Source organism: Tardiphaga sp. OK246, from assembly GCF_900188215.1.
Taxonomy (GTDB): Bacteria; Pseudomonadota; Alphaproteobacteria; order Rhizobiales; family Xanthobacteraceae; genus Tardiphaga; species Tardiphaga robiniae.
The window spans coordinates 185,650-200,262 of the sequence record NZ_FZOX01000002.1 but is presented as its reverse complement, the minus strand read 5'-3'; the positions used below and the strand labels follow the sequence as shown (position 1 = coordinate 200,262).

The window sequence follows — 14,613 nt, the reverse complement described above, 5'->3', positions numbered from 1 at the left end:
ACTCGAACAGCCATCTCATCTTTGATCATTCTGAATCGAGCGTGTGACGTTCCGTAATTTCATCTCTAAGTTAGCAGCTCGCTCAATGGTCAATGCTCTCGGTTTCGAAGAATATCCGTAGTCCGGCGGGGCCCGATGACAGGTTCGGCCCGCGAAATTCCGCGGCCAAAAATCGAAATCGGCTGTCGGGAGACGCGCCGGTTGTTCGTCCTAGGGATGTGAAACACCCAGGTGGAGAGAAACAATGCCCACGATTAGCGCCTTCGAACGGTCTCCCGATCGCGGAAGGGGATTGGCGCGTGACATGAGCGTTCGCTGGGCGCTCGAAGAGGTGGGCCAGCCTTACGACGTCCGTCTGCTGTCGTTCGCTGAGATGAAAGAACCCGCGCATCGCAGGCTTCATCCCTTCGGACAGATCCCGACCTACGAAGACGGCGATCTCATGCTGTTCGAGTCGGGGGCGATCGTCTTCCATATCGCGGAACGCCATCCGGGCCTACTGCCAGACGATGCGAATGCCCGGGCGCGCGCGATCGCCTGGATGTTCGCCGCGCTCAGCACCGTGGAGCCGCCGATCGTGGAACGCGGAGCCGCCACGCTCACGGAGCGCGACAAGACCTGGTACGCGACGCGCCTGCCGATCCTCGACGATCGCGTTCGCGCCCGACTGGCAGACCTGTCCATCCGCCTTGGTGACGCCGACTGGCTCGACGGCAGGTTCAGCGCCGGCGACCTGCTGATGGTGACGGTGCTGCGCAGATTGAACGGGTCGGGACTACTGGAGGACTATCCGAACCTCTGCGCCTACATCGCCCGTGGCGAAGCGCGGCCCGCCTACAAGCGCGCCTTCGCCGATCAACTGGCGGTCTTCACCGGCAAGCCACCGACCGGCGAGTAAAGGGCCTCGGCGCCTGCGGATCGATCTTGCCGTCAGCGATTGGTGAAGAACTTGGTCACCGACATCGCGAGATGCGGCTTGTGCGGCTCAGAGCGCCGGCATAGCGCTCGTAAATCAGCTGCCTTTATGCAGCATCGCGATGCCGTCGCGGATCACCATTCCTTCTGGAAACACGCCAAACGTTGCCACTTCTAGTCCGGGATGGGGAGCAGCTAGACGTTGCGCAATAGCGAAACGTAAAGCTCCAGCGAAACGCGTCTGGCAGACTAAATTTCTACCCACCTACCTGCCAGCCAAGTGGGTGATTGGTGAAGCTTAGCTCGCAAGAGCGAAAAGCATGACCGCAGCTTCTATCTCGATATCGACCTTCGCCAGAGACCATAGACAGAACATAAGCATCGTGAGAGTCTTCATCAAAGATTGCGAGTACAAACCGCGCGAGATGTCTATGCATGAACTTGAATATGGGCCCGTCTTTGTGTTCGGCGGAAAACACAAAGGGCGCGTGCTATACTACGACGACGATGCAACCGAGAAAACTGCCATATGTTACATTGGCCATCCTCTAAGTTTTCTCGGCACATATGACATCCAACTAAAGCTCTTGAGAGAGCCGACGTTGGGCGACCTTCTGAATCGAAAGGAAGAAATCGATAAAGTGCTTACGGATATAGCGTTGTATGGACGGTGGGACGTAGATGCCCGCTCGCTTCACTCACTTTGGGCCGAAAAATCGATGATCGAGGACAGCTTGTTTGAAAGACGAATGTTCGGCGAGTTCGGACAACTCGACGGATCGAAGGAAGTCTTTCTTTGCCACGCATCGGCCGACAAAGGTTGGGTCCGAATGGTGCACGACGATTTAATGCATGTAGGTGTGAAATGCTGGCTAGACGAAAATAAAATTCGAGTTGGCGATTCAATAGTTTCAAAAATATCGTCTGGATTGGCGTCATCTCAAACAATGATCGCATTTTTATCTAGAAAATCCGTTGATTCGATGTGGGCTCTAAAAGAATGGCAGTCGTTCCTTGCGCGGCAGCTTTCCGGAACTGATATCAAAATCCTGCCTGCTCTACTCGAAAAATGCGACATCCCGCCGATACTGGCGGACATTAAGTACGCGGATTTCACGAAAAGCTATCACGATGGGTACAAGGAAATTTACAACGCCCTGAAGTAGCGTCACTCCCACTCGATCGTCCCCGGCGGCTTGCTCGTGATGTCATACACCACGCGACTGATGCCCGCTCGCGTACCAGCCCCGCGGCGCGGCAGGTGTTCACCTGCCAACGCCGGTCTTTGAACAGCTCTCGTCCTCCACCCTAGTAATGGACGGACGCCCCCATCGCGCCGACCTTCGGCGGTGCGAACTTGGTCAGGTCGATGCCTTCGACCGCGGCCTTGTATTCCTCGGCGCTCGGCGTGCGACCGAGGATCGCCGACAGCACCACGACTGGGGTCGAGGCCAGCAGTGATTCACCCTTCTTCTCGGCGGTGTCTTCCACGACGCGGCCCTGGAACAGACGGGTTGAGGTCGCCAGAACGGTATCGCCCTTCTCCGCCTTTTCCTGGTTGCCCATGCACAGGTTGCAGCCCGGGCGCTCGAGATACAGGATATTCTCGTATGCGGTTCGGTTCGCGGTCTTCGGCTTCACATCGTCGAATTCGAAGCCGGAATACTTCTGCAGGATTTCCCAATCCCCTTCGGCCTTCAGCTCGTCGATGATGTTGTAGGTTGGGGCGGCGACGACCAGCGGCGCGTTGAACGCGACCTTGCCTTCAGCCTTCTCGATGTTCTTGAGCATCTGGGCGACGATCTTCATGTCGCCCTTGTGCACCATGCACGAGCCCACGAAGCCGAGGTCCACCTTCTTGGTGCCGCCGTAATACGAGATCGGACGGATCGTGTCGTGGGTGTAGCGGCGCGAGACGTCGGCATTGTTCACGTCGGGATCGGCGATCATCGGCTCGTCGATGATATCAAGATCGACGACGACTTCGGCGAAGTATTTCGCATTGGCGTCCGGCGTCAGCGCGGGCTTCTCGCCCGAACGGATCTCGGCGATGCGCGCATCGGCCTTGGCGATCAGGCCCTTCAGCGTGCCCGCGGCATTGTCCATGCCCTTGTCGATCATGATCTGGATGCGCGATTTCGCGATCTCGAGCGACTCGATCAGCGTGTCGTCCTGCGAGATGCAGATCGACGCCTTGGCCTTCATCTCGGCCGTCCAGTCGGTGAAGGTGAAGGCCTGGTCGGCGAGCAGCGTGCCGAGATGGACCTCGATGATCCGGCCCTGGAAAACATTGTCGCCGCATTGCTTGAGCATCTGCGCCTGGGTCGCATGGACCACGTCGCGGAAGTCCATATGCGGCTGCATCGCGCCCTTGAAGGTCACCTTGACCGATTGCGGGATCGGCATGGTCGCCTCGCCGGTCGCCAGCGCCAGCGCCACGGTGCCGGAATCGGCACCGAAGGCCACGCCCTTGGACATGCGGGTGTGGCTGTCGCCGCCGATGATGATCGCCCAGTCATCCACGGTGATGTCGTTCAGCACCTTGTGGATGACATCGGTCATCGCATGATAGCTGCCCTTGGGATCGCGCGCGGTAATCACGCCGAAATTGTTCATGAAGCTCATCAGCTTCGGAATGTTGACCTGCGCCTTCTTGTCCCACACCGATGCCGTGTGGCAGCCCGACTGATAGGCGCCGTCGACGATCGGCGAGATGACGGTGGCCGCCATCGCTTCCAGCTCCTGCGCGGTCATCAGGCCGGTGGTGTCCTGCGAGCCGACGATGTTGACCTTGACGCGCACGTCCGAGCCCGCATGCAGCACCTTGCCGCCGAGCACGCCCACGGCGTTGCGGTTGAAGATCTTCTCGACCGCGGTCAGGCCCTGGCCTTCGACCGAGATCTCCTTGTTCGGAGCGAAAACCGGGGTCGGCTCAACGCCGAGCGTTTCGGCGGCAAAGCTCTGCAGCTTCTTGCCGAACACGATGGCATAGGAGCTGCCGGCCTTCATGAACTCCATCTTCTGCGGCGTGAAAGCGGCAGCGACGTCGACCAGTTCCTTGCCGTTTTCGTCGCGCAGCTTCTTGCCCTTGGCATCGAGCGTCAGGACGGTGCCGGTATCGACCGCAAATTTCTGCTCGAGGACCGGGTTGCCGTCGTTGTTCAGGATCGGCTTGCCGTCCGCGTCGAGTTTCTTGACCCAGTTCTTGAGATTGACGCCGATGCCGCCGGTGACGTCGACGGTGGTCGCAAAAATCGGCGAGATGCCGTTGGTGCCGGCGACGACCGGGGCGAAGTTGACGAAGGGCACATAGGGGCTGGCCGGCTTGCCGGTCCACAGCGCCACGTTGTTCACACCGGACATGCGCGACGAACCCACGCCCATTGTGCCCTTTTCGGCGATCATCATCACGCGCTTATCGGGATGCTGCTTCTGCAGCGCCACGATTTCCTGCTGCGCCTGCGGCGTCATCATGCACTGGCCGTGCAGCTCACGGTCCGAACGCGAATGCGCCTGGTTGCCGGGCGACAGCAGGTCGGTCGAGATATCGCCTTCGGCGGCGACGTAGGTCACGACCTTGATCTCGTCCGCGACGTCCGGGAGCTTGGTGAAGAACTCGGCCTTGGCATAGCTCTCGAGCACGCCCTTGGCGACGGCATTGCCCGCCTTGAAGGCATCGCGCAGCCGGAACATGTCGGCGTCGTAGAGGAAGAACTGGGTCTTCAGAACTTCACCGGCCTGCTTCGCCAGCCCGGCATCACTGCCGAGCGTGACGTCGAGCAACACGCCGATCGAGGGGCCGCCCTTCATGTGCGACAGCAGTTCCAGCGCGAAGGTCGGCGTGATTTCCGGGACGACCGCCTCACCGAGGATAATCTCCTTCAGGAAGGCGGCCTTGACGCCTGCGGCGCTCGTGGTGCCCGGCAGGGTGTTGTAGATGAAGAATTTCAGGGCGTCGGCGCGGTATTCGCTGCCGGTGTCCTTGATCAGGGCGATGATTTCGCCGGTGAGTGCGCCGTCGTCGATCGGTTTGGGAGCGAGGCCTTGAGCTTTTCTGCTTTCGATTTCAGCGAGGTAATCTGAATAGAGGCTCATCGTCATCCCAACGTCATGAGGTGGTTGACGCTGGAAACGCAGCGCCACCAACCGTTATTGTTAAAACCGGTCTAAAGGCGAATTCGGCTTCGAGTACGTCAATCGCGACCGACTGACAAGATACTGCATTGCAGTAAAAATAGCCCTTTAAATTCAGCGTTCAACGGTCAAAACATGACGGCAGGCATGCTTGCCGGGCTGAAATGCTGGTTCTCACCCGACCTGTCGCAAAAAAACTCTCCGAAGACACGTCCGAAAGGTCGGTCTGACCCGCCACCGTCAGCAAATTGGTGGTCGGCGACCCGCCGCGCGTCAGTCGCGCGATACGGACAGTCCCGCGAGCAGCGGCGCGTACGCGGCGAGCCTTCCGGATACGAACTCGGTGAAGAGCCGCACGCGCTTCGTCTTGCGTGTCTCCCCCTGTGTAAGAAGCCAGAGCGTCCCATGCATGGGCAGGTCGGTGCCCGGCACCCTCACCAATAGAGCGTCAGCATCTCCGACGAAGCACGGCAGTTTTGTCATCCCGATCCCTTGCCGTACAGCAACGATCTGCGTCTCGGCGTCCGGGGTCCTGAACGGAACTCCCGTGGTGTGAACCTCTCCCTCGCGCGCCCAGGCCGGGAGTCCATGATTGTCTATGACGATCCACCGGATGGGATCAGGCGTGCCCGCACGCCACGCGGCTAGTCGATCGCGAGACATGTAGACACCGCTGAACAGCTCCGGTCCCTTCAGGCCGTGAAGATTGAGCGGCAGAGTCTTGCGGTTGGCGACAATGCGGATCGCCACGTCGGCCTCTCGGTTGGTCAGATTTGCCACCTCGCCGGTCGACATGATTTCCATCTCGATGTCCGGATGCATACGCGCGAAATCGGCGAGATCCGGCATGAGCAGGTGTGTCGCGAGGAACGGTGGAAGCGTCACCCGCAAAAGCCCGCGCGCGCTCTGGTCGCGACCGAAGATGCGCGTCTCCAGCAAATGCGACGACGCTTCCATCTGGTCCGCGAACTCGAGAACCTCCTCGCCCGCAGTCGTCAGGCGGTAGCCCGAAGGCAGCTTTTCGAACATTTGCACCCCGAGGCGTGCCTCGAGCTGGGCGATGCGTCGCAACACGGTCGCGTGGTTCACCCCGAGGCGCTCGGCGGCAGCCCGCACCGAGCCTCCGCGCGCGACGGCAAGAAAGTAGCGAACGTCATCCCAGTCGATCATGGTGCAATCTCGCACCGCGCGGCGCGCCTTCCAAACCCGTATCCAAACATGGTGCAACAATACGAGCTGTCATCATAGCCTATGGCGACGAGCGCTGTCCAATTCCGACCGGCGGACACCGATCGCCGCGGCTGGCGTTAGTCGTCCAGCCGGATCGATTTCGCACCACCGATGTGCGCGCTTCCGCACTCAACGCCTGACGCCGGCAGACCCATCTCCAGGTTCTCGGGGACAGTCCCGACACCACGACAGGAGAAGTTATGGGAAAGCTAGACGGTAAGGTTGCAGTCATCACGGGTGGATCGAGCGGCATGGCGCTGGCGAGCGCCAAGCTGTTCGTCGAAGAAGGCGCCTATGTGTTCATCACGGGCCGGAGGCAGGAGGCACTCGACGAGGCCATCAAGCTGATTGGCCGGAATGTGACCGGCGTGCGCGGCGACGCGGCCAATCTCGACGACCTCGACCGCCTGTTCGATACGGTCAAGCGGGTCAAGGGTAACATCGATATCCTGTACGCGAGCGCCGGCACGGGCGAAGCCGTGCCATTGGGCGAAATTACCGAGCAGCATTTCGATGCGACCTTCGGCCTGAACGCGCGCGGCACGCTCTTTACTGTTCAGAAGGCTCTGCCGCTGTTCAACGATGGCGGATCGATCTTCATGACCGGGTCAGTTGCTTCGCTCAAAGGTTTTCCCGGTTACAGCGTGTATGCGGCGAGCAAGGCGACGCTGCACGCATTCGCACGCGGATGGCTCAACGAACTCAAGAGCAGGAATATCCGGGTGAACGTGCTGCACCCGGGACCGATCGCCACACCGATGCAGGACCAGGTTCTCACCCCGGAGGCGAAGCAGATGTTCGAATCCCTGATCCCGCGCGGAACGATGGGTCGCCCTGAGGAAATTGCGGCGGTCGCACTGTTTCTTGCGTCAGACGATTCAAGCTTCGTGAATGGGCTGGAGTTGTCTGTCGACGGCGGCTTCTCGGCGATCTGAAATCGCACCTCGTTCACCGCAGGACCTCTACGCGGGCGCCACCGCGGACCGAATAACCCGGCGCCCTCGAAGGCCGTGAATCAATATCAAAACAAATCGGAGAAGATTATGAGCTACGCAATTATAGGATTCGGCAAGATAGGCCAGGCCCTCGCCCACGCCTTCGCCCGCAAAAACATCGACGTGACCGTCGCGAGCCGCCGGCCGCCCGAGGCATTGGCGCCACAGGCTCGGGCCATCGGACCCACGGTCGTCGCCAGGTCGCTGCGGGATGCACTCAAGGCCGACACGATCATCCTGGCGGTCCCGTTCGGCGAGCATCGCGAGGTTGCGAAGGCGCTGCCGAGCTGGAAAGGCAAGACGGTCATCGACGCGATGAACCTGTTTCCGGGTCCTGACGAGCCGGACGGTCTCCCGGCCTCCGCCGTCGTCGCGAAGGCATTCACCGGCGCCAGGTTCGTAAAAGGCTTCAATCACTTGGGCGCAGCCACCCTGGCGACCGATCCGGTCGTCGAGGGCGGCCACCGCGTCGTCTTTCTGTCTGGTGACGACGAGGACGCGATCGCTCCCGTGGCGGCCCTGGCCAAACAACTCGGCTTCGCACCCGTCAAGCTGGGCAAGCTCAACGAGGGTGGCGCGCTGGTCCACGCACGCGGCCACACCTGGGGCCCGCTCATCTTCCAGGATTTGTTCAAGAAGGAGCAGTGATCGATCTACGAACGTGTGATTGACGCCGAGAACTGGTCGCGCGCGCTAACGTCTTCGAGCAGCGCGCGACCGAATATTTGAAGGCCACAAAGTCGCGAAGGTTGGGGTGGGCCTGACGTATGGGCGCCGTTCGAAGAGCGGAGAGACGCCCGACTGAGCGTCAAATCTGCGGGTCGCTTGGAATCTATCGACTGTTATCGATGGCCTAGGATTCGTGCGCGTGTCCTCTGCTATCCGATACTACTCCACGGTACTCCCCTTCACTTCCACTCGATCGCCCCAGGCGGCTCGCTCGTGATGTCATACACCACGCGATTGACGCCCTTCACCGCGTTGGTGGTCCGCGTCGCGGCTTTATCTCAGAAACGGCTGCAGCGCGTCGATCAATTCGGTAGTGCCATATCGAATCTCGCCGGCATTTGGCTCGACGTCGATCAGGCCGCCCCTGTTGTGAGCCTCGTTGGCTTTGATCAGGAGTTCGGCGAGGCTGCCGGGCATGTTTCGCTCAAAGGTCACTTTCCATTGCGAGCGAGGCACGACCCGTGCGTGAATGGTGCGCCCCGATAGCTCGGTCAGCGCCGTCGCCACGTCGTTGGCACTATACCGGCGTGGCCCTTCGGCGTGGACAACATCCAGGTCCTTCTCGCCGGGCCGCAACAACAGGTCGGCGGCGATCAGGCCGAGGTCTGCAGCTGCAATCGTGGGGAACACCATGTCGACGACGTTGTGGAAGGTTGGCAAGTTGCCGGACGCCATGGCCACGGGAATAACACGGGCCCAATTGTGCATATGTTCCGCTGATCGCAGGACCGTCCTGGGGACATTGAGTTGGCCCAGCCGCTCCTCCAGTCCATGGAAAATAGTGGGCATCCCGATGTCATCCGTGACGTGCGCGCCGTAGTCGGAAATGGCCAGCACCCGTTTTGGGGACGCCTGTGCGAGCGCCCTGGCGATGCTGTCGATCGATTGCCGCAGCTCTTCAGCAGGATCCCTTACCTTGAGTGCTACCGGGACGATGATCTGTACGGCATCCGCACCTGCGATCGCCTTGGCGAGGGCCTCGGCATCCTGCAGATCAGCCAGAGCGATCTCGCACCCGAGCTCTTTGAGCGCCGCCGCCTTTGCCGCGTCGCGTAGAATCGCTCTGACCGGCACGCCAGCCTTGCGCAGGGCTATCGATGTCGAATAGCCGACGTTTCCGGCGGCGCCAACGATTGCAAACATGTCCAATTCCTCTCTTGCGATATGCAAGACTTAAGGAATGCAAGAGTTGGCTTCGCTCAGATTCAGACAGATCTTAGCAATTTCGGGCCGATTTCGCGTGCCGGCCGCGTAATATCGCCAGGGGTCTGGCCGAGGATGCGGCGCATCGTCGAGGCCATATGACTCTGATGGGAAAAACCGGCGACAAAAGCAATCTCACTTGCAGGCATCGTCGTCGTGGCGATCAAAGCGCGTGCGTATTCCGTGCGGCGGCGTATCACATATTGATGCACGGACATCCCCGTGCTGTTACGGAATAGCGTCTTGAGACGCGTGACGCTGACCCCGGCAACTTTCGCCAGATCGGCGAGATGAAGTTGCTCACCGAGATTCATCTCGATGAACTCGGTCAGCAGTTTCAGATGACGCGCAGACATCCTTGACGCACCGTCAGCTCCCGGGAGCGGACGACCGTCAGTGGCGGTTTCGAACAGCCGGACCGCCAACGCGCTCGCCAGATGATCGATGTAAAGCGGATCAGACGGTGTGTCTGCCTCGAGATCCGCCTTTATGGCCCAGCCGATTGCCTCAATGCGGGCGTCACGGAGTTGAAGACGCGGGACGAATTCGATTTTCGCAACATCCCTTCCGAGGTCCTCGGCGACCTGTTCCATAAGCGATGAGTGAAGACGCAGCCGGAGAATCTGGCAATCCGCATCGTCCTCCCAGGAGCCATCCATTCCCGCCGGAATGAAATCGATGTCGCCCGACTTTTGCACACGCCGCATCCGCTTGCCACCAACGGAACAATCTGCGTTGACGGGCGGACCGAAATGCATGCCTAGCGTATGCAATCCGCCAGCCGGTGCTCGCAACAAGCCACGCGGGATATTGATAAGAACGGCATCGAGCGCACTCCACGCTCTTCCGGCACTTGAAAAGAGGACCTGAGGCGACGGCTGCGGAGAAGGAAGTGCCATGGTCCGACGCCCTTTTACCTAGCGATCAATGACAATGTGGATCAGGCCACAAAGATCAAATCTGCAATCCTGTTAAATCCCCCGCCAACTACGCCAGACGACGCGCCCCTACTCCCACTCGATCGTCCCCGGCGGCTTGCTCGTGATGTCATACACCACACGATTCACGCCCTTCACCTCGTTGATGATGCGCGTCGCGGTCTCGCCGAGGAACTTCATGTCGAACGCATAGAAGTCGGCAGTCATGCCGTCGGTGGAGGTCACGGCGCGCAGGCCGACGACGTATTCGTAAGTACGGCCGTCGCCCATGACGCCGACGGTCTTCACCGGCAAGAGTACAGCGAAGGCCTGCCAGATGGTGTCGTAGAGATCGGCCTTGCGGATCTGGTCGATATAGACGGCATCGGCCTCGCGCAGGATGTCGAGCTTTTCGCGGGTGATTTCGCCGGGGCAGCGGATCGCGAGGCCAGGGCCTGGGAATGGATGACGGCCCACAAAAATATCCGGCAGGCCGAGTTCGCGGCCGAGATCGCGCACCTCGTCCTTGAACAGTTCGCGCAAAGGCTCGACCAGCTTCATGTTCATGCGTGCGGGCAAGCCGCCGACATTGTGATGCGACTTGATGGTCACTGACGGACCGCCGGTGAAGGACACGCTCTCGATCACGTCGGGATACAGCGTGCCTTGTGCGAGGAAATCCGCGCCGCCGATCTTCTTGGCCTCGGCATCGAACACGTCGATGAACAGCCGGCCGATGGTCTTGCGCTTCACTTCGGGATCGGTGACGCCTTCGAGTTCACCCAGGAACGTCTTCGACGCATCCACATGGACCAGCGGGATGTTGTAGTGGTGCCGGAACAGGTCGACGACAGTCTTGGCCTCGTCCTTGCGCAGCATGCCGTGATCGACGAACACGCAAGTGAGCTGGTCGCCGATCGCTTCATGGATCAGCACAGCCGCAACGGCAGAGTCAACGCCGCCTGACAGGCCGCAGATCACCTTGCCCTTGCCGACCTGCGCGCGGATCTTCTCGATCGCTTCCTCGCGGAACGCGCGCATGGTCCAGTCGCCGGTGAAGCCGGCTATGTTGCGCACGAAGTTGCGGATCAGCTTTGCGCCGTCGGGCGTATGCGCCACTTCCGGATGAAACTGCATCGCATAGAATTTTCTGGTGTCGTCGGCGATGATCGAGATCGGCGAACCCGGCGCCTTGGCGACGGCGCGAAAACCCTCGGGCATCTTGGTGACGCGGTCGCCATGGCTCATCCAGACGTCGTATTTGCCACCCACTTCCCAGACGCCGTCGAACAACGCGCAGGTGTCGGTGATCTCGATAGCGGCGCGACCGAATTCGCGATGGTGCCCAGCCTCGACGGTGCCGCCGAGCTGCTGCGCCATGGTCTGTTCGCCGTAGCAGATGCCGAGTACCGGAACGCCGGAGGTGAGGATCGACAACGGCGCCGACGGCGCATTATCGTCGAGCACCGAAGCGGGGCCACCGGACAGGATCACGGCTTTCGGTTTCATCTCGGCGAAGGCGGCTTCGGCCTTGTTGAACGGCACGATTTCGGAATAGACGCCCTCCTCGCGGACACGCCGCGCAATCAGCTGCGTCACCTGAGAGCCGAAATCGACGATCAGAATCTTGTCATGCGCCGCGGCCACATGGGGTGACGGATCGGCGGGCGAAACGGAGGCTTTGCTGGGGGCTGTCATAGCGAGGAATTACGCGACTCACGGCGGGGTCGCAAGGCTGAAAAGGCTGTCATGGCAGCCCTGCACCGGCCTATCCCCGTCATTGCGAGGAGCCCTTGCGACGAAGCAATCCAGTCTTCGCTTGTGGCCTTCTGGATTGCTTCGCTGCGCTCGCAATGACGGCGGAGGGGTCTCAGCCTACCGGCTGGCGCTTCATCACCGACACGAAAAATCCGTCCGTTCCGGTCCGGCGCGGGGTCATCAGCAGGCCTTCCGGGCTCTGATAGGTCGCGGCGGCGAAATCCTCGGCCTTGTCCCACAGCGCCGACATCACCTGCGCCGGCGGGACCACCGAAAACTCCGGCTGGCGGGCGGTAAAGGCGCGGATCTGGTCGCGGTTTTCCTGCGGGAGTACCGAACAGGTCACATAGGCGATCCGGCCACCCGGCTTCACCAGCGCCACCGCGCGGTCGAGGACCTCGGCCTGGTCCTTGATCCGGACCTCGAGGGCGCCCGGCCGCATCCGCCATTTGGCGTCGGGATTGCGACGCCAGGTGCCGGTGCCGGTGCATGGCGCGTCGATCAGCACGAGGTCGGCGGAGTTGTGAATGTCGCTGAGCGTATCATCCGGGCCCTTGGGGGTGCGGATATCGGCATTGTGGATGCCGGCACGCGACAGCCGCTCGTGGATCGGCGCCAGCTGGCGCTTGTCGGCGTCGGTTGCGATCAGCCGGCCCTTGCCCTGCATCATCGCCGCCAGTGCCAGCGTCTTGCCGCCGGCGCCCGCGCAGAGGTCGATCACCTGCTCGCCCGGCTTGGCGCCGGACAGCAATGCTGCGAGCTGCGAGCCCTCGTCCTGCACTTCGATGCCGCCCTTGATGAAATCCTCCTCGGCATGGATGCCGGGATTGCGCGCATCGGCGCCGAGATCGATCCGCAGCCCCAGCGGCGACCACGGCGTCTCGGTGGCCCCGAGATGGCGCAGCGAGCCCAGTACCTTCTCGCGCTTGGCCTTCAGCGTGTTGACGCGCAGGTCCAGCGGCGCGCGGCTGGCCATGGCGGTGGCTTCCGCCACGCGATCGTCGCCAAACACATCGGCCAGCTGGCCATCGAGCCATTCCGGATAATCGCCGGCGATATGCGCCGGTGCATCCGCCACCGTGCGCGACGCCAGCGCCGAGCGCTCCGCGTCAGACAGCGGCGCCGGCGCAAAACCGCTGCCGTCACAGAGCGCGGCAATCGTATCGACATCCATCTTGCGCTCGGCCTTGAGCATGCCGAGCAGCCGCGCCCGCGACGTATCGTCGTCCATGATCCAGGCGCTGGAGGCCCGCCGCCGCAGCACGTCCCAGACCAACCCGGAAATCCCGGCCCGGTCGCCGGAGCCGGCGAAGCGGTGCGCGGTGCCCCATTCCTTCAGCGCCTTGGCGGCGGGGACACGCTGGGTGTCGATGGCCTCGATCACTTCGATCGCGGCGGAGAGGCGGGCGGCGGGAGTCATGGCAATCTTTCAACGGAGAGAGGCGCGACGCCGCCCCCGATCAGATCAGGAGAAGCATCCGTAGCGCGAAGTAGAACCACATCGCCAACAACACAAGCGCGCTGGCGAGCCAGGCTTGCGATCCCCGGCTATTGGCAATGAACCCAGCGCCCACGAAGCGGGCGATGACGAAGATCCAGGACAGGCAGACCAGCACCAGATCGATCTTGCGTAGCGGCAGGCCGATGGCGATCAGCGCGTAGAACAGCAGATCGAGCTGCGGAGCGGTATTCGGCAGGTCGCTGGTATCCTTGCGGCTCAGCAGGCCGCTGCGCCGGCCGGTCCAGAAGAACATGCCCAGCGTAATCGCCACCAGCACGAAGACCGGCAACAAAACCCATTGAATCGACATTGAAATTTCCTCAGCCCGGGGATTTCAGAGCCGCGCGGCACCCCGCTCGCGCTACAGACCCGCCCCCTTGGAACATGACGATTAACCGGCCCAAGAGTTCCATATCGGTTCCATGCAGGTTCCGTTTCGGTTCCATTGAACCGGCTGGGCGGACCTCGACACCCATTTGCAGGCGCTGCCCGGCGGCGCGCCAGCCTCAAGAGTTCTGCCCGTGAGCCCTGCCATGGCCTATCTCGATGCCCTCTTTGCGATGCTGACGCCCGGCGACCCGGACAGCTGGGCCGGCCTCACGATGTCGGCGCTGGCCGGCGCCGCCGCGGCGCTCGCGGTGGCCATCCTGCTGAATCTCTATTTCCGAGCCCGGTATCGCTCGGTCCATGACGTGATCCACCACGGCGTCGCGGCGCTGGCCGTGCTGGGCCTGCTGGCCTTCGCCGCCACCGACATGCGCCACACGGCACTGGGCTATCTCGGCATCAATCCGACTAGGCCCGCTGTCGAATTCGAAATCCGCCTGCCCGACGCGGTCGCGGCGAAGATCATCGCGGAAGCCACGCAGATCGAATTGCATACCGACCGCAACCAGGCCCTCGCCGCCATCAGCGAAGGCCCGACTTTCACAAACAAGGGCGAGAGCATTCTCAGGGGTACGGTGCCGCTGAAATTTCGCACCGCGCAGCGTGTGATGATCGTGAATGTGCCCGGCGAAGCACCGCTGATCTTCAAACTGCGGCTGGCCGCAAGCCCGAGCCACTCCGCCGAATTCAGCCCGTGGCACCTAGTCGATCAGGTGATCGCCTCAGCCCGTGCGGGCAAGACGGCCCGCGCCAACGACGGCTATGCGATCAGATATCGCGTGATCTAATGTTTCGGTCGCCCGAGCCATCTGACTGACATCCGAGATGGCTACACTCCCCGCCA

The 14,613-nt window shown here is 61.6% G+C and carries 13 protein-coding genes and 1 pseudogene; 5 read left to right on the top strand and 9 right to left on the bottom strand.

Translation table 11 applies throughout. The features are described 5' to 3' along the window. Positions 1–244 precede the first annotated feature (244 nt). On the top strand, positions 245–898 hold the full coding sequence (locus CHC01_RS08310; protein ID WP_089263878.1) for a glutathione S-transferase family protein: 654 nt from the start codon (positions 245–247) through the stop codon (positions 896–898). A gap of 337 nt (positions 899–1,235) precedes the next feature. Beyond that, positions 1,236–2,081 (top strand): toll/interleukin-1 receptor domain-containing protein, encoded by an 846-nt coding sequence (locus CHC01_RS08305; RefSeq protein WP_089263877.1) that lies wholly within the window; start codon positions 1,236–1,238, stop codon positions 2,079–2,081. Positions 2,082–2,083: 2 nt separating this feature from the next. Here CHC01_RS08305 and CHC01_RS33455 read toward each other — a convergent pair whose 3' ends face one another. The 3 genes from CHC01_RS33455 to CHC01_RS08290 form a co-directional block, all read right to left on the bottom strand. After that, positions 2,084–2,191: a GMP synthase (glutamine-hydrolyzing) gene (locus CHC01_RS33455; protein WP_176454529.1), complete on the bottom strand. Its 108-nt coding sequence runs from the start codon at positions 2,189–2,191 to the stop codon at positions 2,084–2,086. A 32-nt stretch (positions 2,192–2,223) separates the two neighbouring features. Continuing rightward, complete coding sequence (locus tag CHC01_RS08295) at positions 2,224–5,010, bottom strand: bifunctional aconitate hydratase 2/2-methylisocitrate dehydratase (protein WP_089264623.1); 2,787 nt, start codon at positions 5,008–5,010, stop codon at positions 2,224–2,226. Between the two features lie 312 nt (positions 5,011–5,322). After that, positions 5,323–6,219, bottom strand: coding sequence for a LysR family transcriptional regulator (locus CHC01_RS08290; protein WP_089263875.1), 897 nt, complete (start codon positions 6,217–6,219; stop codon positions 5,323–5,325). A gap of 260 nt (positions 6,220–6,479) precedes the next feature. On the opposite strand from CHC01_RS08290, the gene CHC01_RS08285 reads away from it, so the two are divergent. Together CHC01_RS08285 and CHC01_RS08280 are read left to right on the top strand one after the other, a co-directional pair. After that, positions 6,480–7,214, top strand: coding sequence for an SDR family NAD(P)-dependent oxidoreductase (locus CHC01_RS08285; protein WP_089263874.1), 735 nt, complete (start codon positions 6,480–6,482; stop codon positions 7,212–7,214). A 108-nt stretch (positions 7,215–7,322) separates the two neighbouring features. Then, positions 7,323–7,922 carry an NADPH-dependent F420 reductase gene (locus CHC01_RS08280; protein ID WP_089263873.1) on the top strand — a complete coding sequence of 200 codons (600 nt, stop codon included), beginning with the start codon at positions 7,323–7,325 and terminating at the stop codon, positions 7,920–7,922. Between the two features lie 260 nt (positions 7,923–8,182). On the opposite strand, the pseudogene CHC01_RS08275 reads toward CHC01_RS08280, so the two are convergent. The 6 genes and pseudogenes from CHC01_RS08275 to CHC01_RS08250 all read right to left on the bottom strand — a co-directional run. Next, positions 8,183–8,278: pseudogene (locus CHC01_RS08275) on the bottom strand (GMP synthase (glutamine-hydrolyzing)); the annotation flags it as partial. Beyond that, complete coding sequence (locus tag CHC01_RS08270; protein ID WP_089263872.1) at positions 8,277–9,146, bottom strand: NmrA family NAD(P)-binding protein; 870 nt, start codon at positions 9,144–9,146, stop codon at positions 8,277–8,279. The pseudogene CHC01_RS08275 and the gene CHC01_RS08270, both read right to left, overlap by 2 nt. Before the next feature lie 62 nt (positions 9,147–9,208). After that, the gene (locus tag CHC01_RS08265; RefSeq protein ID WP_089263871.1) at positions 9,209–10,105 is read right to left on the bottom strand and encodes a helix-turn-helix transcriptional regulator; all 897 of its coding nucleotides are present in this window, start codon (positions 10,103–10,105) and stop codon (positions 9,209–9,211) included. A gap of 108 nt (positions 10,106–10,213) precedes the next feature. Next, positions 10,214–11,821: a glutamine-hydrolyzing GMP synthase gene (guaA, locus tag CHC01_RS08260; protein ID WP_089263870.1), complete on the bottom strand. Its 1,608-nt coding sequence runs from the start codon at positions 11,819–11,821 to the stop codon at positions 10,214–10,216. A gap of 172 nt (positions 11,822–11,993) precedes the next feature. Next, positions 11,994–13,301 (bottom strand): RsmB/NOP family class I SAM-dependent RNA methyltransferase, encoded by a 1,308-nt coding sequence (locus tag CHC01_RS08255; protein WP_089263869.1) that lies wholly within the window; start codon positions 13,299–13,301, stop codon positions 11,994–11,996. Between the two features lie 40 nt (positions 13,302–13,341). Then, on the bottom strand, positions 13,342–13,692 hold the full coding sequence (locus CHC01_RS08250) for a hypothetical protein (RefSeq protein WP_089263868.1): 351 nt from the start codon (positions 13,690–13,692) through the stop codon (positions 13,342–13,344). A 211-nt stretch (positions 13,693–13,903) separates the two neighbouring features. Between CHC01_RS08250 and CHC01_RS08245 the strand changes: the two genes are divergently transcribed. Then, on the top strand, positions 13,904–14,557 hold the full coding sequence (locus CHC01_RS08245) for an acriflavin resistance protein (RefSeq protein ID WP_244558273.1): 654 nt from the start codon (positions 13,904–13,906) through the stop codon (positions 14,555–14,557). Positions 14,558–14,613: the final 56 nt, after the last annotated feature.